This window comes from Acinetobacter sp. 1294596 (assembly GCF_000582925.1).
Lineage (GTDB): Bacteria > Pseudomonadota > Gammaproteobacteria > Pseudomonadales > Moraxellaceae > Acinetobacter > Acinetobacter radioresistens.
The window spans coordinates 16,182-40,399 of the sequence record NZ_JFCC01000027.1 but is presented as its reverse complement, the minus strand read 5'-3'; the positions used below and the strand labels follow the sequence as shown (position 1 = coordinate 40,399).

Here is a 24,218-nt window from a genome sequence, read left to right as displayed (position 1 = left end):
TCTATTATTAAATTCTTCAGCTACTTTAGACTATAGCGATAATTAACTTAATATAGATAATGCTAATTTTCTAAAGCTGATTACTCATGCCTTAACTTGATACAAGGCATGATGCATAGCTACTTGTATCCATAGAATTTCAGAAGATTTAAGAGCCAAACAAGTATTTAGCTCTTAAACAGCAGGAAATAAGAAAAACTAAGTAAGGCCTATCAGGGCCACAATTGCTGCACATGCCCCAACGATTTTCTTGCCATAAGGAATATAGCGTATGATCAATGCTCCAAGGCCCAAGCCTGCGATATAAATCAAAGACATCGCTATTATCATACCTGAAACAAGTCCGGCGATATGGCCTGAATGACCGAGCTCATTACCATGAGCAATACCATGAAAAGTTACCAGTAATGCTGTAGCCACAGGTAGAATTATTCTGGATTTTGACCATAGTGCAAGAGTAACCATCAACAGTGAGGCAATAATGCCATACTCGGCAAGACTGCTCGAAAATAACTGTTGCTGACCCAGCACGAAACCAAATACCAGTGCGGTAGCCATACTGGCCATGCCAAGTATTTTCCACTGTCTGGCTGCGGACCAAAGTAAAACGCCCAACGCCAGTGCCATAATCATATGGTCCATGCCTGTAAAAGGATGCAGGAAACCCGCGCTAAAACCTGAATGATGGTCATGCCCCGGATGTGCCTGACTGACTTCCGGTATCAGGCCAAGCATTATTAAACTGGCTCTTTGAATGATATTTTTCATATAAGTGTCCTCAGGCTTTAAATAGTCCTTGTTTTTCAATAAATTCTATAATTTCATTTAAACCATCTTGGGTTTTCATGTTGGAAAATAAAAATGGTTTTTCACCACGCATACGTTTGGCGTCTTGGTCCATAACGTCCAGATTTGCTCCAACCATTGGCGCCAGATCAGTTTTATTGATAATCAGAAGATCAGATTTAGTAATTCCCGGCCCGCCTTTACGTGGAATTTTTTCTCCTCCTGCAACATCGATGACATATAGTGTCAGATCAGAAAGTTCAGGACTAAACGTTGCGGCCAGATTATCTCCACCACTTTCAATAATGATCAGTTCCAGTCCATCAAACTTCTCACATAAATCATCAATCGCTGCCAGATTAATTGAAGCGTCCTCACGAATAGCAGTATGCGGACAACCTCCCGTTTCTACCCCGACAATACGATCTGGACTCATAGCCTCATGACGGGTCAGGAAGTTTGAATCTTCCTTGGTATAGATATCATTAGTGACCACGGCCATATTGTATTTATCCCGTAAGACACGGCATAGATTCAAGGTAAGAGCTGTTTTACCTGAACCCACCGGTCCGCCAATGCCTACTCTTAATGGACTACGTTCTGTCATCTTGTTTTCCTTTTTAATTTCACAACTTACTTTGAATTTTTAAACCAGCGCTTCATTCACGACCTAAATAAACGTGAATATTGGGTTTCATGTGCCATACTCAGCATGGCATATTGCGGCAAATTACTACTCAGTTCATCATCCTGTAGTGTTAAAGCCTGCTCTACCGCCTGCGGGATCAGTTCATGCAGATGCCATAGAATGCGCTGGCCACTCATCTGTCCAAGTGGAATAGTCTTGACTGCTGCCAGTACCTGATTTTCCAGAACACTAAAGGTATAAGCAGTTAAGACATCAACTATATTTAGTTGTAGTTGGCCACATAACTGGGCATATACCGGAACAAAACCAAACTGTTTTTTAACAGTTACTGGAAGTTTTAGAACATCTCGTATCCAGGCATTTAGAGAAAACGCCAGTTGCTGTGACTCCGCCAGCAATTCTCTGCTTTCACGACTGGCACGATATAAGTTTGCCCAGTATAAAAATTGCTCCTCATCGGCGTAAAACTGTATCAGGCGTTGAAGTACAGGCAATTCAAAGCGTACTAGCAGCATTTCAAGTACTTCTTCAAAATAGGCAATACTAGAAACTTCATCATGAATAAAGCCCTGATCAATCGCACTTTCTACCCCCTGTGAATAGCAATAAGCACCTACCGGCAAGGCTGTAGAAGAGAGTGTTAGTAGTTTGAGAAGCTGGCTGGCATTAGTGATGGCCATGAGCATGTAAAACTTTAATTGGACTTAGACGATGTTCATGACTGTGTTGTGCATAGGCGCCACTTTCTGGTTCAAAAGGATGCTCGATTTCAGCAACGGTTAGACCCAGTCCTGTAACCATCTCTGCCAGCACATGGTCAGGTTCAAAATATAAAGCGCTAGGTGTGAGCATCAGCGGAACATGACGGTTACCCAGGTGATAGGCTGCTTTTACCAAATCAAAGTCGCTCTGGGCGATCACCTGCATCAAACGTTCAGGTTTGGCATCTATACGCAAGATATCACCCTGCTCTGTGGCAATAAATGAACCACTTCTTAAAATACCTGTACGAGGTAAATCTGCACCAATATCGATACCTGAATTTAAGGTCGCACGAAAACGGCTTTTTTGACGGGTATCAAATGTCAGCTCAACAATTTCAAAGGAACTGTTATGGTGAATAGTCTCTAATCGCTGGGTATAGATTTTCATGCTTATCCTTTTTAAAGCAAAGATCCCTAACAATTGAATGTTTTATGATTCTCATATTAAGTATCAGTAGTTTTACGCCTCAAAATTAAGCATTTTTCGTGCCAATAAGGTTTTTATTGGTGCATTTATTTCCTGAACTCGCCAATTAATTTAGTAAGTTGTTCCATTCCATCAAATGTAGTCGGAATTTTATCGTCAGAAGACACAAGTGGTGAGAAGATTATGTTCTCAAACTTTTCAAAACCAGATGAGTTTTTCTTATGTAACTTTTCAGAGTCTTCTGCATAGTTATAAATAAATTGGCAGAGCGCCATTCGTAGTTCAAGTTGCATCATTTGAGATGGAACCGAACGAACATGCTGTAGTCCTGCTCTCACGAAATAAAAAACAATAATCATGAAGGTAGTAACGGGTAATGATAAATAAATAATAAATTTAAGTCCTTGCTCACCTAAACTGAAATATAAAAATATAAAAAGTGCGAGTGAGCATAACGGCGTAAAAAATAACATTGCACCAAAAGCAGAATATCCCTCCTTCCTACTTTTCAATTCCTCTTTTTTCTGTTCATAGAGTTGCTTAAACCCCTTATTTAAAAGAACAAAATCATATTTAGTTTTATATTCTTCAAGTTTATTTTCTAAATTTTCTACTTCATCTCGCTTAGTTTCGAATGTACTATTCCAAGTATTGATAGCATTATTAGCTTCATTTAACTTACTATTTAATTCCGCTACATTTTTAATTTCATTGGAATGAAATAACTCTTTAAAAATTTGAAATGGTAAATCTCTTTCAGCAAATCTAACATAACGTCTAAAATTGGGATCATTGGAATATTTGGTATTAACAAAGTCAATAACGCTGCCTACTTCCAAAGAAATTGAATTACTCAATCCACCTAGAATAAAAGTTAGTTCAGAAAAATAGATATTGATTAAATTTAAACTGATGTCGAATAGATAGATTAAATCAGATTCTAAATTACTATTTTTATATTTCTTGAGGGCTTGATCTACGACTTTTACGAAATCTGATACAGGTTGTTTCCTCGAATATTCGATATATTGATCATAATCACTTAAATCAAGATTCGTGTTAAAAACGCGGGTTGCAGTTAGAAAATGGTTGGCTAAGTTTTTAATACTTTCTGCGTACGTGTCATCTTCTATTATGCTCCTTGCCAGTGATTCGACCTGATCAAATTTAAGCTTAAATTCCTGACTTTCAAATTTAAAAGCCATCTTCACCCTCAATTATTTTAATAGTAAAGATGGCATATTGATCTAAATTATCATTTAGAACAAGAAGTAACGCTGCGCCATTGGTAACACTTCCGCAGGTTCACACGTCAGTAATTTCCCATCTGCCCGTACCTCGTAAATCTCCGGGTCTACTTCCATCACAGGACAGTAAGTATTTAGCTTCATATCCGCTTTAGTGAGGTTACGTGTTTCTTTGCATGGACTGATGAGCTTTTTTAGTCCCAATTTTTTATGTACACCTCTCTCAATCGCTACTTGTGACAAGAAGGTAATACAGGTATTGTGCACGCCTCGTGGAAATGCCCCGAACATTGGACGGTAATGTACAGGCTGCGGGGTTGGAATAGAGGCATTAATATCGCCCATGGGCGCAGCAGCAATCATGCCACCTTTAATAATCATGGAAGGTTTCACCCCAAAAAATGCCGGTTTCCACAGTACCAGATCAGCCAGCTTACCGACTTCTATTGAGCCGATTTCATGGCTTAATCCATGTGTAATTGCCGGATTAATTGTATATTTGGCAATATAGCGTTTTACACGGTTATTGTCATGACTGGCATTATCGCCTTCTAGTGTACCGCGTTGTACTTTCATTTTGTGCGCGGTTTGCCAGGTACGGATAATAACTTCACCTACACGACCCATGGCTTGCGAGTCTGATGACATCATAGCAATTGCGCCCAAGTCTTGCAGAATATCTTCTGCTGCAATGGTCTCACGACGGATACGGCTTTCTGCAAAGGCTACATCTTCAGCAATAGCCGGGTCGAGATGATGGCAGACCATCAGCATGTCCAGATGCTCATCAATAGTATTTACCGTATAAGGCCGGGTCGGGTTAGTAGAGGATGGTAGAACATTCGGCTGCCCGATTGCTTTTAAAATGTCTGGGGCATGTCCGCCACCCGCACCTTCGGTATGGTAAGTGTGAATCGTACGATCTTTAAATGCTGCCAGGGTCTCTTCCAGAAATCCGCTTTCATTTAAAGTATCGGTATGTATGGCGACCTGTACATCATAATTTTCTGCTACAGTTAGACAGTTATCGATGGCCGCTGGCGTTGATCCCCAATCCTCATGAAGTTTTAAACCCACAACACCGGCTTGGACCTGCTCGACAACTGGTTCCGGTTTGCTTAAGTTACCTTTACCCAGTAGACCAATATTCATGGGCAAATCATCAATGGCCTGCAACATGGTCGAGATATGCCATGGCCCTGGAGTAACAGTAGTTGCCGAAGTACCTGCAGCAGGCCCGGTTCCACCACCAATCATGGTAGTGACACCTGACATGAGTGCAGTTTCTACCTGCTGCGGACAAATCCAGTGAATATGCGTATCAACTCCCCCTGCAGTCAGAATCTGCCCTTCACCTGCGATCACTTCAGTTGCTGCTCCTAAAGGAATAGTAATGTTGGGTTGAATATCCGGGTTACCAGCCTTACCAATTTTCCAGATCCGGCCATTTTTTAGACCGACATCAGCCTTAATAATTCCCCACCAGTCGACAATTAACGCATTAGTAATTATGGTATCGGCCACCTCCTCTGCTAGCAGCTGCGATTGCCCCATTCCATCACGAATGACTTTACCACCGCCAAACTTGACCTCTTCGCCATAGGTAGTCAGGTCTTGTTCGACTTCAATAAACAGTTCGGTATCCGCCAAACGAACCCGGTCACCGAGTGTTGGACCAAACATTTCCGCATAGGCACGGCGTGACATTTTCATTTCTTGTGTTCCTGTTCTTCCAGCTTGCCCATTACACGACCCGCAAACCCGTATACTTCGCGCTTGCCTGCCAGCGCAACCAGCTCTATAGAGCGGCTTTGACCGGGTTCAAAACGCACTGCTGTACCCGCAGCAATATTGAGCCGGTAGCCTCTTGTAGCTTCCCGGTTAAATTGCAATGCATCATTCGCTTCATAAAAATGAAAATGTGAACCCACCTGAACTGGACGGTCTCCGGCATTTGCTACAGTGATTTTCAAGGTCTGACGACCGACATTCATTTCAATGTCGAGGTCAGGGGTAAAAATTTCACCCGGAATCATATTGCTCTCCTAGACAATCGGTTGATGGACAGTCACAAGCTTGGAGCCATCTGGAAATGTTGCCTCTACCTGTACTTCCGCGATCATTTCCGGTATACCTTCCATGACATCTGCGCGTGTAAGCAAGGTAGTGCCGTAGTGCATCAGGTCACTTACCGTCATACCGTCACGTGCACCTTCAAGTAATGCTGCTGAAATAAAAGCAATTGCTTCAGGATAGTTCAGCTTTACCCCCCGTGCCTTACGACGTTCTGCTACCAAGCCAGCAGTAAAAATCAATAACTTGTCTTTTTCAGTAGGGTTGAGTTCCATATCTCTTTCCTAAAATTCTTCACAAATGTCATGCAATATATATGCAAGTTTTTTAGAATGCGGCGGGCTTGAAGATTATTTAACTATCAAGTTTTCCAGATTCGCGGAAACTCTTCATTCAGGTCAAACCAGTAAAGTCGCAGCCGAGCACGGATTGCCGCAAAGGCATCATGGCATTTACGGACATCATCCCCCAGATAACGGGCACAAATCACATCATTGAGCAGAGTTAAAGTTACTGGTGTATCCATACGCATTATCAGCTCACGGATCAGATCAAGGTGTTGATCCAGATAAAAACTGGTTCTAAATTTTTCAGGTGCTATAGCCCAGAAACTTCCCATAACTGCAAGATTATTCATTCCCAGACACGAGCTAAGCCAGCGGTCACTCCCCTTAAAGTTCAGGCTATCTGCGACCAGTAACTGCTCATTTCTTAACAGTTTAAAGCGGTTCTGAAACAGGCCTTCAGTAAACCGTTCATCTCGCGCCTGGCGCCCAATCACCAGCATATCCCAGCCAATAAAGCTGGCATTGTTTTTTAGTTGAATTATAGTTTCAGAGTGCGCCCATGCTCCATTGAATAGCATAGTTTCTTGAGGAACCCATTCAAAAATCGCATTATTTTCAACCTGAATCTGAATGTGCTGAAAAGCCTGTTTCGCATTGGTCTTGTACCATTTTCCGGCACCAGGAGTGGTAACCAAGGCATGTGCTTCTTCATCTACATGAATCTTGAAAGTCAGATGATCGCCCCCGGCAATTCCTGCAGGCGGATGCACAATAATGGCATGACACACTCCAGTTTTTTCTGGCCATAACATTTTTTGCACCCTAATTGGTCCAAAATGCCATCGATGCTGTAAAATAGTGCGGTCCTGTGCTGCTTTAAAACCCAATTCCAGACGTGCAAACCAGCGAGCAGATTCATCGGGTTTATCTTCATTCAAAAACTGCATTTTCTTAAAACTTTTAATAAGATCATCTGGAAAAATGCAAAAACTGCACCAAAATGTGCTGAAGAGATAATTTTTATATTAAGCAATGAGAGAAATGAGCAGATTATAAGCTAGTAAAACATTATTTAAATTAAAAGGGATAATTAAAAAATCATCAGGTTATAGCTTCTGTAACAGTAGCTATAACCTGAAAAATTTAAAACAGATTTAAGGCATGGATGAATTGATATACTAGAAATAACTTCGTTTAAGTGGACGCTGGGCTGCCAGTTTTCTCCGGTAAGCTTTAAACTGCAATGTAATCCCAATAAAAATAACGATTAATGCCGCTCCACCTGTAGAAATAACCAGAACCCGATATTGCTCTATAAAAGTCATGGCAATTAAAGATGCAACAATAAAAGCAATCACCAGATAGCTTAACCACGGAAAAAACCACATTTTGAGTTTAATTTCCTGACCTTCGCGTTCCATTTTCTGGCGCAGCCTGAGCTGAGAAATAGCAATTACCAGATAAACCAGCATCGCGATCATACCCGTGGTGTTCATGAGTATATCCAGAATTTCTCTGGGTTTGAGTGCATCAAAGAAATTCATCAGTGCAATAGCAAATGCCACTACACAAGAAGCCAATACAGCAAACACTGGTGTACCGTTTTTACGGGTTTTTTGAAACAGGGCGGGTGCATCTCCCCGCTTTGAAAGCGAATACAACATGCGTGATGCGGTATAGTGGCCTGAAACAAAACAGCTGCTGACCGATGTCAGTACTACGAAGTTCATGATCCATTTGGTTGCAGGGATACCTAATATTTCAAAAGTACGGCGGTATGCTCCATAACCTGTCTGGCTAAGCAAAGGATCATTCCATGGAACAATACAGACAATCAAGAAGATTGAGCCAATATAAAACAGGCAGATCCGCCAGACTACAGATTTAATAGCGCGCTTGGTTTGTTCTACCGGATTTTTAGATTCTGAGGCGGCAATCGTTACAATTTCTGCGCCTAAAAATGAAAACATGACACCCAGTAAAGCAACAATGACCGGCCCCAAACCATTGGGCATAAAGCCGCCATGAGCGCTAAGATTGCTTAAACCGCTGACGCCACCCACTGGCCATAACCGGGAAATTGCCAATATACCCAAAACAATGAACAGGACAATTGCAATCACTTTAATTAGAGCAAACCAGAACTCCACCTCACCATATTTACTCACCCGCATAAAATTGATGGCAGTCAGAGTAATCGTCATCATCAGGGTGAATACGTTTACACTGAGTAAGGGAAACCATTCATGCAGGATTAATCCTGCCACATAAGCTTCCCACGCCATCAGCAGTACCCAGAACCACCAGTACAGCCAACCGATCGTAAAGCCCGCCCAGCGCCCGATGGCACGTTCTGCATAAGTCGAAAAAGAACCGGTGTCGGGTGAGGTCGCCGCCATTTCGCCCAGCATGCGCATAATAAATACCACCAGAGCTCCACCGGCACAGTAAGCCAGTATTACTGCCGGACCAGCTGCTGCAATAATGCTACCTGAGCCAACAAATAAAGCAGCGCCAATAACACCGGCAATTGACATCATGGTGAGGTGTCTGGTTTTTAATGAATCACTCAACTGATTCGAAGATTCTTTTTTATTTATCTGCATCTTGTATTCATTCCATGAATTTTTTAATGGTTGCAAATAGATAGCGACTTAAAAAATTTCAAGATTCAGCAAACTGTACATTAGTCTTGAAATAAAAATGCCATATCTACACCTTACGAAATTGTTTTGCTTGAATTGAAGAGTCCAGAGTTTATAGCCAGCAATTAAAATGAATAATGATCTTGATCAATCAGATTTATTTATACACATTAGCTTTAGAGTTTAAGGAAACTATAGTCAGGTTAGAGACTCATTTTAAAAATCAGAGATATTTAGCTCGTGTCACTTAACTATAGCCGCCACCACACTAAAAATACTCGATATTGCCAAACAGCATTCCATCTTTGCTTCTGACTTTATTTTTTAGATTCATTATTTAATATTCTCTGCAAGTACAAGTTTTTACTCATGTACATGGTACGTTCGCCACCACCCGTTTTAATACATCTGGCCCTATCGTCTTAAACAATATGGCGTGTTTATCCAAAGCCTGCGAGTACCATTTTTTAAAATTTGTCAGGAGCCAATTTATATTTCTGATCATCAAGTTAAAGCACCGATTTAATATATGAAAACCAGGCTTAATATTTTTTATATTTTAAAATTTATTGTTTTGATTTTTAGAATTAAAGATAACTATAGGCATGAATAATTGAAGAATAGAATTACTTATATTCTTTGAATATAACCTGACCTTGCACGTTTAAAACAGACTGTTAAATGCCTCTTATCTCATTTATCAGCTAAGAGGCACCTTAACATTTTAGCGACTGATATGGATTGCCTGTTTCTTGGTAAATAAAAGTAGGCCATCCAGGCCAAATGAATAACCCAAGCCGGAAAGTTTCCAACCACCAAATGGTGCAGCAGGTGACAGGTCAGCATGACTGTTAATCCACACCGTACCGCATTCTAGCTGATTAGCAATCTCTTGAGCTTTTTCAATATCCTGGCTCCAGACTGAACCGCCGAGTCCGAAAGAGCTTTGATTGGCGCGCTGGATCACATCATCTATCTCACTAAACTTTATAATAGGTAAAGCCGGACCAAATTGCTCTTCATCTACCAGTGCCACACCTTCTCTTAGGTTTGCAATCAAAGTCGGTGCAATATAATAGCCGTTTTCTGGCAGTACTGGTGCCTGAGTAAGCAGTTCTCCACCTTGAGCAATCGCATCCTCAATAAGCGCCTTAACTTTATTAAACTGCATACGGTTTTGTACCGGACCAAAAGTTGTATTTTCTTCTTGTCCATCACCCACAACCTGCCGTTCAGCTATTTCTACCAGTTTATGTATTAAGTCCTCATAAATATTTTCATGCACATATAAGCGCTTTAATGCGGCACAAGTCTGGCCAGCATTTAAAAACGCCGAGCCGAAAATTTTCTCGGCTGTGCTATCTACGTCAATATCGTCTAGTACGATTCCTACATCATTACCACCTAATTCCAGTACTACACCTTTAAGTGTATTAACCGAATGGCTCAAAATACTCTGCCCGGTACGTGTCGAACCGGTAAATGTAACTTTGGCGATATCAGGATGCTCACTGAGAACCTGCCCGACTTTACCTGTGCCAAGTACTACGCTACACACGCCTTTTGGTACATGACGGTTAATAATTTCTACCAGTTTGACTGTACTTAAAGGAGTATATTCTGAGGGTTTATTGACAATACAGTTTTTAGTTTTTAAGGCCGGAAACAGATGCCAGACCGCAATCATAAACGGCCAGTTCCATGGTGTAATCGATGCGACCACACCAAGTGGGCGGTTATAAACCTGAATGGTTTTACCACCAGGTTCCTGAATAGTTTCAACTGGTATTTCAAGACTGGCGATGTATTCAATCCAGCTAGCACCCGCTTCTACCTCAAACTCTGCCAAGCCTAATGGCTTGCCCTGCTCCAAGGTAATTAACCGGGCAATTTCTTTTTTTTCCTGACGGATATCATTCGCAATTTTACTAAAACTGTTATTAATTTCCTCATCAGAAATATTTTTCCATTGCTTGAAAGCTTCAGTGGCAGCCTGAACTGCCTGATTTACCTGCTCTAGGGTTGCACTGGCTATTTCCGTAACTACTTCTTCATTAGCTGGATTCAGCACTTTAAAAGTTTCTGCTGATCCTTGAATATTTTCACCGTTAATAATGATATGAGTATTCATACTACCATCCTGGTTAGTGTTATAAAAATTACTAAATTGAGCAATTTAAGAATTGATAAAAATTTTCCAGATTTCAAAGTAAATCACTTTTGCTTTAATATCCTTATTTTAGGATTTAAATTAATTCATCTTATTATTTAAATACCTTTTATTTAAGCGTTGGACCTATTACATTATGCATAAATTTATTATAAATAATGTAATTAAATTTTAAAATAAATTATCAAATTTTAATAAGGTCAGTATGCTTAGGCTATTATAAAGACGTGAAGGTCTTACCTGAACTGTTCATAATTCAGGTAAGACAAAATAACAGAACAAGTTAAATATAAAATTAAAAACTTTTTAAAGTTCGATCAGGTCTTTAAGCATTTCTTTAAAGAGTTCGCGTTGTTCTTCTGTATATTTTGAAAATACTTCCTGTTGATGACTTTCAGAAATCCGGTAGAGCATATTGGCCGCACTCTTTCCGTGTTCTGTAAGTACATAAGTAGTCTCGGTTTCAATAAGCAAACCTTTTTGGGCTAAAATCTCGGCTGCCTGTTCAACCTCGGCAATGGGCATAGCGACTTCATGCTGCAGTGCACTTTTACTACTGGCAGTTTTACTATCCAATACAAGTAACAAACGTGCTTCACTGGTCCGAAAACCTGTAGCCTGCTGTTTGGGTTGATAGTCGCTTTCATAGGCTCGCACTGCCTGAGTTAGCAAGTAGTACATGTTATGATATAAACGGCCAGGAAAACTATCTTCTCTGGGCTCAACAGGCGTATTCAAACTCGGATGAGGCAGTACCGCAGAATAAACACCTTGATGATAAAGTAAAGGAGAACGGCCATAGTCATGAAAATTAACCACTTTACCCAGAATGATCCAGTGATCACCCCCTTCAACAATATCAAATTTTTCACACTCCAGCACAGCGGAACAGTTTTTTAATAAAGGTGCTTTACCGGCACCCATGTCAAAATCGACTCCAGCAAAACGGTCCTCTGCACGGCGGGCAAAATTATTGGAAAATTCAATTTGAGCCGCAGATAAAATATTGACCGCGAAATGACTGGCTTGTGAAAAGATCCGGTAACTTGAAGAATTTTTATCGATACTCCATAGAATCAATGCTGGGTCAAGTGAGACAGAGTTAAAACTGTTAGCTGTTACGCCAACTTTTTCACCTTGACTATTCTGAGCAGTCATTACAGTGACACCGGTTGCAAAATTACCCAGTGCCCGGCGAAAGGCTTTGGTATCAATAACAGGGGCTGTGTTAATTGTGTTCATAACGTTCAGTCTAATTTCTCCCTGTTATTGTAACGTTAAATAGTTTCCTGGACAGGCCTTATACTCATGATTTCATCATGAAATATCAGGTCATCATAAAACTATACAATTACATTCTCAAAGAAATTGCCAGAAACTGACTAGATACCCATGCACAAGTATTTAAGTTCCTGGTAGTCTTCGATCCCATATTTAGAACCTTCACGGCCACAACCCGACTCCTTTATTCCACCAAAAGGTGCAACTTCAGTAGAAATTAAACCTTCATTTATACCGACCATACCGTATTCAAGAGCTTCGCTTACACGCCAGGCCCGACTTAGATTTTGCGTATAAATATAAGAAGCCAAGCCAAATTCAGTATCATTCGCCATACGGATGGCTTCTGCTTCTTCGGTAAATCTAAAAACCGGTGCTAGTGGTCCAAAGGTTTCATCTTGTGCGACCTGCATATCTGGGGTTACATCAGTTAAGACGGTTGGCTCAAAAAATGTCTGACCTAATTGATGCCGCTGCCCACCACAAATGACTTTAGCTCCTTTGGAGGTTGCATCATCAATATGTTCCTGAATTTTTTCAACTGCCTTTTCATTAATCAGCGGGCCTTGTTCTGCACCCGGTTCAAAAGCAGGAGCAACTTTGAGTTTTGCTACAGCAGCGGCAAGCTTTTCAACAAAAGTATCATAAATACTGTTTTGAACCAGAATACGGTTAGTACATACACAGGTCTGGCCACTATTACGGAATTTTGATGCTATCGCTCCCTCAACTGCTTTATCCAGATCTGCATCCTCAAACACAATAAATGGTGCATTACCACCTAATTCCATACTGATTTTTTTCATGGTTGAAGAGCATTGCTGCATCAGTAATTTACCAATGGCGGTCGAACCGGTAAAAGATACCTTACGCACCAGAGGATGCTGAGTCAGGATTCCACCTATTTCACGGGCACTGCCAGTCACTACATTGATTACACCTTTTGGAATTCCGGCTTCTTCAGCCAGAGCGGCCAGAGCCAGTGCAGAAAGTGGAGTTTCAGAAGCTGGTTTAATCACGACAGTACAGCCTGCTGCCAATGCCGGACCAACTTTACGGGTAATCATGGCATTGGGGAAATTCCAAGGTGTAATTGCAGCCACTACGCCAACTGGCTGACGAATCACAAGCAGGCGACGTCCCTGCTTATCATGGGGAATCACATCACCATAAGTGCGTTTAGCCTCTTCAGCAAACCATTCGATAAAGCTTGCACCATACAGAATTTCTCCGCGACTTTCGGTCATTGGTTTACCCTGTTCCGTACTTAAAATTATCGCGAGATCTTCCTGATGTTCAATCATCAGCTGGTACCATTTTTTTAGCAGGATTGAACGTTCTTTTGCAGTGGTCTGTTTCCAGCTTTGTAGTGCCTGATCAGCCGCTTCTACTGCTTTTACTACCTGCTGTTCACTAACAGAAGGTACATGAGCAATGGTTTCACCAGTAGCCGGGTTTATTACGGCAAAATTTTTATTCTGCTCTGCTTCTAGCCATTGACCATCAATAAATACCTGTTGTTTAAATAAACCAGAATTTTTTAATTGCACTCATACACTCCCTGATAAACGCTTAAACCCTTTAATGGCTTGGTTTCTCTTCAATGTTTAAATATGATTGTTTTAACAATTATTTCATAATTTTTTTTAGAAATATTTTTTTTAGACTAACTAAGACAAATTTTGTACCAAACCTCAATCGAGTCACTATGTGTTTTTTATAAAAGATATTTTTAGAATTTTAAGGCTAATATAAAATATGAAATATAATAAAAATTTTTAATGCTGCCTGGCCAGAACCAGAATTTTCAGATGAGTTTAAGTTCTGGCATTACTAGTCTTTACGAGTTTCTTCCTGTTATAGGTAGAGGTCTTTAGCAAAATTAATTAAAGAAGTTAAGAGGGATTTTCAGATAACGTACCCCATTTGCCTCCGGTTCTGGTAATTGTCCTCCATCCATATTGATCTGAATCGCTGGCAAGATTAGTTTAGGCATAGATAATTTGGCATCGCGCTGGGTGCGCATAGTTACAAAGTCCTGTTTGCGGGTATTTTCCTGAATATGGACATTGCCATGTTTCTGCGCACCAATAGTCGTTTCATGTACAAACTCATCCCGGCCTTCTGGCTTGTAGTCATGACACAGGAATACCCGGGTATGATCAGGTAATTGATATAAAGCCTGTACCGAATCAAACAGCTGTTCAGCACTGCCGTTTGGAAAGTCGCAACGTGCTGTACCGTAGTCTGGCATGAATAAGGTATCTCCTACAAAAACAGCATCACCGATGACATAACTCAGGCAGGCAGGTGTATGCCCTGGCGTCGGAATATTGTAGGCTTCAAGTTCGCCAATTTTGAACTTTTCACCATCTTCAAACAGATAATCAAAAGGATGATGAACCTTAAAATATTCAGGCTCAAAATTATAAATTTTGCTAAAAGTCTCCTGCACTACAGAGATTTTTTTACTCATGGCAATTTTGCCACCTGCACTACTTTGAATATATGGCGCAGCTGTCATGTGATCAGCATGCACATGTGTTTCAAGAATCCATTCAACCGTTAAGCCCTGCTGTTTAATATAATGCAAAATTTCATCAGCCTGCTGGTAATGCATGGAAGCTGAAGCTGCATCATAATTCATCACACTGTCAATGACAGCACAGTGCTTTGTGACAGGATCAGTAACTACATAACTGAAAGTATTGGTATCATTATCAAAAAATGCCTTAACCAGAGGTTCTACTGTCATGATATTCGCTCTCCTATCCAAACCATTTGCGATGAACAAATACACCGGCCAGCATCGCTAAAATAAAATAGAGTGATTCATAATGGCCAAGGCCGATCAGGGTCAGTCCTGGTGCAGGACAAATTCCAGCTATACCCCAGCCCATACCAAAAATCAGCGCACCCATGATGAGTTTAGAATCAATTTTTTGATTGGTGGGTAGTTCTATTGTTTCATGGAATACAGTTTTAGGCTCGGCAGAACGTAGCGCTTTCTGAAACGGAATAATGGCCACTAAGATGGCACCTATCATCACAAAAGCCAGACTTGGGTCCCATGTACCAGTGATATCCAGAAAATCCAGTACTTTTTCAGGATTAGCCATTCCTGAAATACTCAGCCCAAGCGCAAAAATACTACCAAATATAAAGGCCAAAATATTTTTCATGACTGTATTCCCAGAACGTGCCGAAGCAGATAAACCGTGATAAAACCTGCGAGCATGAAGCTTAATGTTGCAACCATTGAGCGTCTGGAAAGCCTGCTAATACCACAGATACCATGACCACTAGTACAGCCAGAACCTAGACGGGTACCAAAGCCTACTAACAACCCGGCGATAATCATCATCCAGGGCGAGGCATTCAATTAAATCTCTGGTATTACAAATAAGCTATATAGAAAAGGCGTTAATATAAGGCCGAGCAAAAACCAGAGAGCCGGTGTTTTCCATAAAGTAGCGGGATTAAGTACCTGTGCAATCAGCCCACTGATACCAGCGATCCGGCCATTGACCCACAGGTAGCCGATCACCGAACAGCCAAGTAATGCTCCACCAAGTAGGGCAAGCCAATAGTCCTGAATCATAGGTCCACCAAATAACAATATATATTTATATATAATATAAATATATATTTTAATCAATTATTAAATCTTAATAATTTCCTATATATTTGTTATATCTATTTTTTTAATAAAACTTGGAATAAATAGAAATTTATAATGAGCTTATTCGTTTTTTATAACTAGTTTGCTTGAAAATGAATAACAAAACTGTTCATAGCGTCTTGTTTTTAAGACAGGCATAATACAATTAAATATTTAGCCTCCCCTATGAATAGAAGTGCACGTTAGAAAAATTTTACTCTCCTGTTTTGTGAGCATAGTCAGTACTAGCGCTTTGGCAAATGCTAGTTTTCTGCCTGCCGCACAGGCCTTCCAGCTCAAGGCTGAATCAGTTTCACAAAAAGAAGCCCTGCTACAATGGAATATTGCACCACATTATTATTTGTATCATAACCAGTTCAAGGTTATGGTTGGCCAGCAGCCATTAAACATTGAACTGCCTAAAGGTACAAAGAAAAATGATCCAACCTTTGGAATTACAGAGGTTCATTATCATCAGGTTGCAGCTAAAATTCAGGTGAAGCCAAAGACCAGTTATCAGATCAGCTGGCAGGGCTGCTCGGCAGACGGGCTGTGTTATCCTGTACAACGTACTACCTTGACCACTGATCAGGATGGACTTTTTCCGCAGTTACAGTCTCAAAAAAACGGCTTGCTCCAGCTTGATAATACTCAGGCTTCGTTTACAAGTAGCGAATCGGCACAACAAAATCCGACGCTTGTTAGCCGTAAGGATATTGATTCATTTTCTGATGCAGGGCAGTCCTCAATTTATAAAGCCCAACAGCTGGAAGTTATAAATACCGATACAGATCAATCTATTAGTTCTAAAAATACTTCAGATAGCTCTTTTTTATGGTCAAATCAATGGAATAATGATCAGGTATTTTTAAATCTTTTCTCGCAGGATTCCTGGCTACTTAATCTGTTGATCTTTTTTATTTTTGGAATACTTCTGGCTTTCCTGCCCTGTTCTTTACCTTTAATTCCAATTCTGTCAGGCATTATCGTGCAGCGTAAAAAAGGTTACCGGGCTATTCCTATCGCTACAGCATTCGTTGTCAGTATGGCATTGGTTTATGCATTAATGGGCATGCTGGTGGCTGGGGTTGGTTACAGTTTTCAGCGCTGGTTTCAAAGTCCACCGGTGATTATTGGCTTTGCACTGCTATTTGTAGTATTTGCACTCAATCTGCTTGGCCTGTTTCAGCTGTCGCTACCCCAAGGTATTTTACAGCGTTTGGACCGTATCCAGAACCGGCAGACTGGTGGAACCATTTACGGCGCTGCTGTGATGGGGGTCCTTTCAGCCCTGATTGTTGGCCCATGCATGAGTGCGCCTTTAGCCGGTTCACTCTTATTTGTTTCACAGACACAAAGTCCATTATTGGGCGGTCTGTACCTGTTTATGCTCGGCCTGGGTATCGGTCTGCCCTTATTTATTGCTGCAGTATTTGGTGCCCGCTTCCTGCCTAAACCCGGACTGTGGATGGAGCGGCTCAAATTCAGCTTTGGCTTTATTATGCTGATGATGGCAGTATATTTTATCCGGCCTCTACTTTCTCTGACATTATATTATTCTCTATTTGCAGTTTTACTGTTGGCCCTCGCACTTTATCTGGGCTGGATCACCCGAAAGCAGAACAAGGGGCAAGCCAAGATTTTGACCTGCTTGTTGGCAGCGTTATTGATTGGCATAAGTGGATGGAATATAAAAAATGCTCTGTCATCTTTAAATGCCGAACAACATGCCTCTGAACTTCATGCATGGCAGATAGTACGAAATGCTGAAGAATTAAATCAAGTACTGGCCAAAGCCCGTCAAATTCGGCGTCCTATCGTGATTGATGTGTATGCGGACTGGTGTGTTGCTTGCCAGCCTATCGAGCGCGATATTACGCCACGTGCAGATGTACAAGGAGCATTAAAATCATGGCAAAGAATCAAACTTGACCTGTCTCATTATCAGCCTTCTCAGGATGAGATTTTATCTGAACGGGAAATTCTGGGACCTCCAACGGTTCTGTTTTTACAGCCGGATGGGCAGGAAAAACGTGAGCTCCGTCTAACCGGTGCATTTAATGCCGAGCAACTCATTCGTCAGCTCAGGCATACAGAGAATTAATTTGAATCTTAAAACGGTAAAGTTATTTGCTTATTTATATACTAATTTACAAATAGTTTTTGACTGTTAAATACCCAAACCTGATCAATCTATAGATCCTGTTTGGGTTTTTCTCACAATGGTTTTAGTATTTATCTGCCGGTTAAAAGTTAACCCGGGAAGATGCCGCGACCTTTACGTGCAATCAGAATTCGTTCACATGCCAGAATATAGGCAGCGGTACGCAGAGTACATTTCTTGGCCTCAGCAGTATTCCAGACATCATGAATTGCTTGAATAAGCAGTTTATCCAAACGCTGATTAATTTCTTCTTCAGTCCAGAAGTAGCTTGAAATATCCTGTACCCATTCAAAATAACTGACAGTTACCCCTCCGGCATTACAGATAACATCTGGCACCACCGTAATGCCCCGTTGCAGCAACACGTCATCAGCTTCAGGATAGGTCGGACCGTTTGCGCCTTCCAAAACCAGCCTGGCTTTTAATTTTTCAGCACGTTCAACAGTAATTTGTCCCTCAAGCGCTGCCGGAATCAGGATATCCATTTCAGCATCCCAAAACTCGTCATTAGTTATAGGCGTAGCACCTGGAAAACCGAGTACACCTGGATGCTCTTCCATATAAATTCGTAAAGCGTCCAGATCAATACCATTATTATTCAGGATCGTACCGGTATGGTCCTGAATACATACCACCTTGGCATTTGCCTGTGCGAACAGATTTGCTGCTTCACTGCCCACATTACCAAACCCCTGTACGGCGACTTTAGCACCATCAATCGCCAGATTATTTTTTTTGGCAGCCTCACGTCCGGTAATATACACACCACGGCCAGTAGCTTTGACACGTCCCAGTGACCCCCCTAAATGGACCGGTTTGCCCGTAACTACACCCGTCACTGTATAGCCCTTATTTGATGAATAAGTATCCATGATCCAGCCCATGACATTCTGATTAGTGCCCACATCAGGAGCCGGAATATCTTTTTGTGGGCCAATAATATGGCCAATTTCACTGGTATAACGACGCGTTAACCGTTCCAGTTCACGGGTTGATAAAGCGCGCGGATCAACTCGAATCCCGCCTTTGGCACCACCAAAAGGCAGATTGACTACAGCTGTTTTAATGGTCATCCAGGCAGCCAGCGCGGTGACTTCATTCAGATCCACATCTGGATGGTAACGAATACCTCCTTTCCCCGGACCGCGGGACAGATTATGTTGTACCCGGTAGCCCTCAAAATGCCGAATGGTTCCGTCATCCATTACAATGGGCACATCGACAATAAGAGCACGTTTGGGACGTTTTAAAGTATCAATATAATCAGCAAGATGTTGCAGATATGGAGCCACCCGATCAATCTGGGCCAGATAGGTATTCCAGGCGCCTGCCTCTTCATTAATATAAGAAAGATTAGACATAACTGTTTCCTTCAGGAAATTCTAATGTGCATGGGAGAAGTTCTTATAGTGGTGGACTTCTATATAGAAGTGAAGAACCTTTAACATATATCAACATAGCCCGAGAGATGAAAAAATTTTCCACCACTCAGGCTATGTGATATTTTTGAATTTTAGTTACTTATATCAACACATAAATATTTCATTTCCAGGTATTCATCAATCCCATGCTGCGAGCCTTCGCGCCCCAGCCCTGACTGTTTTATACCACCGAAAGGAGCAACTTCTGTTGAAATCAGGCCAGTATTGATGCCTACCATGCCGTATTCCAGCGCTTCCCCCACACGCCACTGCCGGGCTGTACTTTGTGTAAACAGGTAAGCAGCTAACCCGAATTCTGTGTTGTTTGCCATCTGGATTACCTCTTCTTCAGTACTAAAACTGAATAATGGAGCCAGTGGACCAAAAGTTTCTTCACGAGAAATTTTCATTTCCTGAGTGACACCAGTTAAAACGGTTGGCTCAAAAAATGTGCTGGTTTGATTTAGCCGTTTGCCGCCTGTACGGATGCTTGCACCTTTGCTAACGGCATCTTCAATGTGCGACTGGACCTTCTCAATTGCAGCTTCGTCAATCAGTGGGCCTTGTGTTATTTCAGACTGTCGGCCGTCACCCACTTTTAACCTGGCAACTTCAGCAATCACACGTTCACTGATTGCATCATAAATACCTTCCTGTATATAAATACGGTTTGCACATACACAGGTCTGGCCGCTGTTACGGAATTTGCTAGCCATTATTCCCTTTACAGCCTGATCCAGATTGGCATCATCAAATACAATAACCGGCGCATTCCCCCCAAGTTCGAGTGACAGCTTTTTAATTGTTGGCGCACACTGTTTCATGAGAATGCGGCCGACCTCGGTTGAACCGGTAAAGCTCAGCTTGCGGACAACGTCGCTTTCGCATAAAGTCTGGCCAACTTCAATTGATTCGCCGCTCAGTGTAATCATGACATCTTTTGGAATACCTGCCTGTAATGCCAGAACCTCCAGTGCATAAGCACTAAGTGGCGTCTGTTCTGCTGGCTTAATCAGCATTGAACAACCCGCAGCAAGTGCTGGTCCTACCTTGCGGGTAATCATGGCGGCCGGAAAGTTCCAGGGTGTAATTGCCGCTGTTACTCCGATTGGCTGTTTAATTACCAGTAACCGTTGCTGTGCCTGAGATGATGTCAAAACCTCTCCATCTACACGACGAGCCTGCTCAGCAAACCAGCGGATGAAAGATGCAGCATAACTAATCTCGCCCCGTGCTTCTGACAGCGGTTTACCCTGTTCGGCAGTCAGGATCTGTGCCAGATCCTCCTGATGCTTGAGCATCAGGCGGTACCAGTTCCACAGTAGATCAGCTTTTTGCAGGGCAGTCTGCTGTTTCCAGACAGCCTGTGCCTGTTCAGCACGTTGAATAGCATTTTCTATAGCCACACGGTCATAAGTTCTGACCCAAGCCAGCTGTTCTCCTGTAGCAGCATCCTGTACACAGATATAATGATCAGCTGAAGGCTGGGTAAAAGTGATGTCGGGATGGTCCAGTAAATACTGTAAATTTTGCTGGATCATGCAGAGCGCTCCAGATTTTGCTGGGTGACTGCTGTGAAACCGGCTTTCAGAATATCCAGAGCTTTCTGGAACTGTTCAGCCGGAATAGTGAGTGGATATAGAAAACGGATAACATTCGCTGATTTACCACAAGTCAGCAGCAAAAGACCTTGGCTCATGGCATATTCCTGAATCGCTTTTGCCTGCTCAGCATATTCAAGCTCTACCGCGACCATAGAACCCAGACCACGTATATCCTGAATCATGGAGCTGGTAACTTTAAGCTGTTCCAGGGTTTTGATGAGCTGTGAACCCAGTACATGTGCACGCTCGCAAAGCTGTTCTTCTTCGATCACATCAATTACTGCATGTGCAGCCGCTACAGCCAGCGGATTACCAGCATAAGTACCGCCCAGTCCTCCCGGGTTCGGGGTATCCATTATTTCGGCACGACCCACTACGCCAGAAATCGGGAAACCGCCGCCGAGGCTTTTAGCCATAGTAATCATATCTGCCTTGATACTGTAATGCTGCATAGCAAACAGTTGTCCGGTACGGGCAAAACCGGTCTGCACTTCATCGGCTATCAGTAAAATACCGTGCTGGTCGCAGAGCTCACGCAAACGCACCAGAAATTCCTGAGGTGCGACATTGAAACCACCTTCCCCCTGTACCGGTTCAAGTACAATAGCGGCAACATCTTGAGGTACCATGTCAGTACTGAAAATATTTTCAATGCTTTCCATTGCATCGTCCACACTGATTCCCTGTGACTGCGATGGATAGCGGCCATGGAATACACCTGCCGGCATGACACCAAAATCACGTTTATAAGGTGCTGTTTTACCCGTCATTGCCATAGTCATAAAAGTACGGCCATGAAAACCGCCACTAAATGTGATAATGCCATAACGACCGGTGGCAGCCCGGGCAATTTTGACCGCATTTTCTACAGCTTCTGCACCTGTGGTAAAGAAAGCTGTTTTTGCTGGCCCTTCAATAGGCGCACGCTGGTTAATACGCTCAGCTAAAGATACATAGCTTTCATAAGGTGCAACCTGGTATGCCGTATGAGTAAATTTGCCGAGCTGTTCAGTTACTGCTGCAATCACTTTCGGATGGCGATGACCAGTGTTCAGTACGGCAATCCCGCCTGCAAAGTCAGTATATTCACGCCCATCCATGTCCCACAGAGTGGCGTTCTCTGCACGTTCTACATACCATGAGCACATAATGCCTACACCGCGTGGAGTGGCCTGCTGCTTGCGGCTGTTAATATCAGTATGTTTAGAATCCATTTTTTGTACCTCATTTTTATTTAAGCACCGTCAGTTCCTGCTCTAGGCTTGTCTGACGACTGATGACTGCTTTAATCTCACCCTTTTACCCAATTCTGACGAGAGCCATTTCTTGTTCTTCTTTAGGAGCCAATCTGTTTTGCTATAAAAAATAGAGAATCTTAATAGGTTAGATAAAAAAATTATTTTCCCTTCAAGGTTATGTTAGGTTTTTAAAAATTAAGTTAATCTTTTTAGTTACTTACTAATTACTAAAATAATTAGATAAATTTTTTTGCTTACTCCTGCTTTTATTTCTTTTTAAAAAAATAATTTGACAGTTTAAATAAAACATAATACATATAGTTTTATATATAATATTTTATAACCAAGGAAGAGTAAAAAATGACGGCTGTAAAACTAAAACATTTTATTAATAGTGAATATTCTGAACCGCAAGACAATAATTATTTTGATCTGATCAGTCCGGTAACTGGAGAACTATATGCACAGTCGCCTAATGCAACTGAAGCAGAAGTAGATGCCGCTTATGCTGCTGCTAAAGAAGCATTTAAAACTTGGGGACGGACTACGCCCTCTGCACGCCAGAAAGCTTTACTAAGCCTGGCCGATGCTATTGAAACCAATGCAGACCGCCTAATTGAAGCACAGAGCCGTAATACTGGACAGCTTAAGCATCTGATCGCTTCTGAAGAAGTAGCAATATGTGCGGACCAGATCCGCTTTTTTGCAGGCGCAGCACGTTTACTGGAAGGGACAGCAACATCTGAATATCTGGAAGGCTTAACGTCCAGTATCCGCCGTGAGCCAGTGGGTGTAGTCGGTCAGGTAACACCCTGGAACTATCCACTCATGATGGCTGTCTGGAAAATTGCACCTGCACTGGCTGCAGGCAATACCGTTGTGCTTAAACCTAGTGATACCACACCGGAAAGCACTTTACTGCTGGCAGAAATTGCAGCACCATTTTTTCCAAAAGGCGCTTTTAACGTGGTGCTAGGTAAGGCAGATGTAGGCTCCAAGGTGGTTTCACATAAAGTTCCAGCCTTAGTATCGATTACCGGTTCAGTGCGTGCCGGTTTACAGGTGGCAGCCTCTGCTGCGGCCAATCTTGCCAAGGCTCACTTGGAACTTGGAGGTAAAGCTCCGGTTCTGGTTTTTGAAGATGCCGACCTCGACAAGGCGGCTGAGATGATAGCCATGACCGGCTTCTTTAATGCCGGGCAAGACTGTACCGCCGCAACCCGAGTAATTGTATCTGAAGCAGTACATGACGAATTTGTGCAGAAACTGGTGGCTGCTGCAAAGAACACTCGGTTCGGTGAACCAGATGATGAAAATGCCTTATATGGCCCACTCAATAATGCCAACCAGCTTAAACATGTGACAGGCTTTATTGAACGTCTGCCCTCACATGCCAAAATTGAAACTGGTGGTCATCATGCTGACCGTCCAGGCTATTATTTTGAACCTACAGTGATTACCGGTCTGCAACAGCAGGATGAAGCAATTCAAAATGAAATTTTTGGTCCAGTGATTACCGTACAAAAATTTAGTGATGAAACAGATGCCATTTATAAAGCCAATAATGTTGAATACGGCTTGGCTTCAAGTGTATGGACCAGAGATCACGGGCGTGCTACACGTCTCAGCCGCGAACTTGATTTTGGTACAGTATGGGTCAACACGCATATTCCGCTGACTGCTGAAATGCCACACGGCGGCTTCAAAAAATCAGGTTATGGTAAAGACCTGTCAGGTTACGGTTTTGAAGAATATACCCGTATCAAGCACGTAATGAGTTCAAACGACTAGTCAGGCTGGA

Annotated in this window: 20 protein-coding genes and 1 pseudogene; 2 read left to right on the top strand and 19 right to left on the bottom strand. The window is 42.1% G+C overall.

Going from position 1 to position 24,218, the window contains the following annotated elements; all coding sequences use genetic code 11:
* Nucleotides 1-198 precede the first annotated feature (198 nt).
* The 16 genes and pseudogenes from J502_RS10440 to J502_RS10365 form a co-directional block, all read right to left on the bottom strand.
* Nucleotides 199-768, bottom strand: coding sequence for a HupE/UreJ family protein (locus J502_RS10440; RefSeq protein WP_005019671.1), 570 nt, complete (start codon nt 766-768; stop codon nt 199-201).
* A gap of 10 nt (nt 769-778) precedes the next feature.
* The gene (gene ureG / locus J502_RS10435) at nt 779-1,393 is read right to left on the bottom strand and encodes an urease accessory protein UreG (RefSeq protein ID WP_005019668.1); all 615 of its coding nucleotides are present in this window, start codon (nt 1,391-1,393) and stop codon (nt 779-781) included.
* Between the two features lie 56 nt (nt 1,394-1,449).
* On the bottom strand, nt 1,450-2,115 hold the full coding sequence (locus J502_RS10430; protein WP_034684015.1) for an urease accessory protein UreF: 666 nt from the start codon (nt 2,113-2,115) through the stop codon (nt 1,450-1,452).
* Nucleotides 2,102-2,587: an urease accessory protein UreE gene (gene ureE / locus J502_RS10425; protein WP_034684013.1), complete on the bottom strand. Its 486-nt coding sequence runs from the start codon at nt 2,585-2,587 to the stop codon at nt 2,102-2,104. Before ureE ends, J502_RS10430 begins: the two co-directional genes overlap by 14 nt.
* 125 nt (nt 2,588-2,712) lie before the next feature.
* Entirely contained in the window at nt 2,713-3,831 is a 1,119-nt protein-coding gene (locus J502_RS10420) for a V-type ATP synthase subunit I domain-containing protein (protein WP_034684011.1), read from the bottom strand.
* A 54-nt stretch (nt 3,832-3,885) separates the two neighbouring features.
* Nucleotides 3,886-5,586: an urease subunit alpha gene (gene ureC, locus J502_RS10415; protein WP_005404450.1), complete on the bottom strand. Its 1,701-nt coding sequence runs from the start codon at nt 5,584-5,586 to the stop codon at nt 3,886-3,888.
* A complete protein-coding gene (locus tag J502_RS10410; RefSeq protein ID WP_005404449.1) occupies nt 5,583-5,909 on the bottom strand; it encodes an urease subunit beta in 327 nt (108 codons plus the stop codon). Before J502_RS10410 ends, ureC begins: the two co-directional genes overlap by 4 nt.
* A gap of 9 nt (nt 5,910-5,918) precedes the next feature.
* The gene (gene ureA / locus J502_RS10405; RefSeq protein WP_005019651.1) at nt 5,919-6,221 is read right to left on the bottom strand and encodes an urease subunit gamma; all 303 of its coding nucleotides are present in this window, start codon (nt 6,219-6,221) and stop codon (nt 5,919-5,921) included.
* An 86-nt stretch (nt 6,222-6,307) separates the two neighbouring features.
* On the bottom strand, nt 6,308-7,180 hold the full coding sequence (locus J502_RS10400; RefSeq protein WP_005404448.1) for an urease accessory protein UreD: 873 nt from the start codon (nt 7,178-7,180) through the stop codon (nt 6,308-6,310).
* A gap of 231 nt (nt 7,181-7,411) precedes the next feature.
* Entirely contained in the window at nt 7,412-8,839 is a 1,428-nt protein-coding gene (locus tag J502_RS10395; protein ID WP_005404447.1) for an amino acid permease, read from the bottom strand.
* Between the two features lie 763 nt (nt 8,840-9,602).
* Nucleotides 9,603-11,009, bottom strand: a complete 1,407-nt coding sequence (locus tag J502_RS10390) for an aldehyde dehydrogenase family protein (protein ID WP_034684009.1) — start codon at nt 11,007-11,009, stop codon at nt 9,603-9,605.
* 345 nt (nt 11,010-11,354) lie between these two features.
* Nucleotides 11,355-12,290, bottom strand: coding sequence for a p-hydroxyphenylacetate 3-hydroxylase reductase component (locus J502_RS10385; protein ID WP_005406405.1), 936 nt, complete (start codon nt 12,288-12,290; stop codon nt 11,355-11,357).
* Nucleotides 12,291-12,430: 140 nt separating this feature from the next.
* On the bottom strand, nt 12,431-13,879 hold the full coding sequence (locus tag J502_RS10380) for an NAD-dependent succinate-semialdehyde dehydrogenase (protein ID WP_005406355.1): 1,449 nt from the start codon (nt 13,877-13,879) through the stop codon (nt 12,431-12,433).
* Nucleotides 13,880-14,211: 332 nt separating this feature from the next.
* Nucleotides 14,212-15,084 carry an MBL fold metallo-hydrolase gene (locus tag J502_RS10375; protein WP_005406491.1) on the bottom strand — a complete coding sequence of 291 codons (873 nt, stop codon included), beginning with the start codon at nt 15,082-15,084 and terminating at the stop codon, nt 14,212-14,214.
* A 13-nt stretch (nt 15,085-15,097) separates the two neighbouring features.
* Nucleotides 15,098-15,511: a DUF6691 family protein gene (locus J502_RS10370; protein ID WP_005019643.1), complete on the bottom strand. Its 414-nt coding sequence runs from the start codon at nt 15,509-15,511 to the stop codon at nt 15,098-15,100.
* Nucleotides 15,508-15,930: pseudogene (locus J502_RS10365) on the bottom strand (YeeE/YedE family protein). Before J502_RS10365 ends, J502_RS10370 begins: the two are co-directional and overlap by 4 nt.
* Before the next feature lie 289 nt (nt 15,931-16,219).
* On the opposite strand from J502_RS10365, the gene dsbD reads away from it, so the two are divergent.
* Nucleotides 16,220-18,094 carry a protein-disulfide reductase DsbD gene (gene dsbD / locus J502_RS10360; RefSeq protein WP_034428826.1) on the top strand — a complete coding sequence of 625 codons (1,875 nt, stop codon included), beginning with the start codon at nt 16,220-16,222 and terminating at the stop codon, nt 18,092-18,094.
* Nucleotides 18,095-18,243: 149 nt separating this feature from the next.
* On the opposite strand, the gene J502_RS10355 is transcribed toward dsbD, so the two are convergent.
* The 3 genes from J502_RS10355 to gabT all read right to left on the bottom strand — a co-directional run bounded on the left by J502_RS10355 (nt 18,244) and on the right by gabT (nt 22,393).
* Nucleotides 18,244-19,515 (bottom strand): Glu/Leu/Phe/Val family dehydrogenase, encoded by a 1,272-nt coding sequence (locus tag J502_RS10355; protein ID WP_005406255.1) that lies wholly within the window; start codon nt 19,513-19,515, stop codon nt 18,244-18,246.
* Between the two features lie 152 nt (nt 19,516-19,667).
* A complete protein-coding gene (locus J502_RS10350) occupies nt 19,668-21,116 on the bottom strand; it encodes an NAD-dependent succinate-semialdehyde dehydrogenase (RefSeq protein ID WP_005406326.1) in 1,449 nt (482 codons plus the stop codon).
* Nucleotides 21,113-22,393, bottom strand: coding sequence for a 4-aminobutyrate--2-oxoglutarate transaminase (gene gabT / locus J502_RS10345; protein WP_005406392.1), 1,281 nt, complete (start codon nt 22,391-22,393; stop codon nt 21,113-21,115). The genes J502_RS10350 and gabT overlap by 4 nt, the downstream gene beginning before the upstream one ends.
* Before the next feature lie 384 nt (nt 22,394-22,777).
* Between gabT and J502_RS10340 the strand changes: the two genes are divergently transcribed.
* Nucleotides 22,778-24,208 (top strand): gamma-aminobutyraldehyde dehydrogenase, encoded by a 1,431-nt coding sequence (locus J502_RS10340; protein WP_034684006.1) that lies wholly within the window; start codon nt 22,778-22,780, stop codon nt 24,206-24,208.
* The last annotated feature ends 10 nt before the right edge of the window (nt 24,209-24,218 follow it).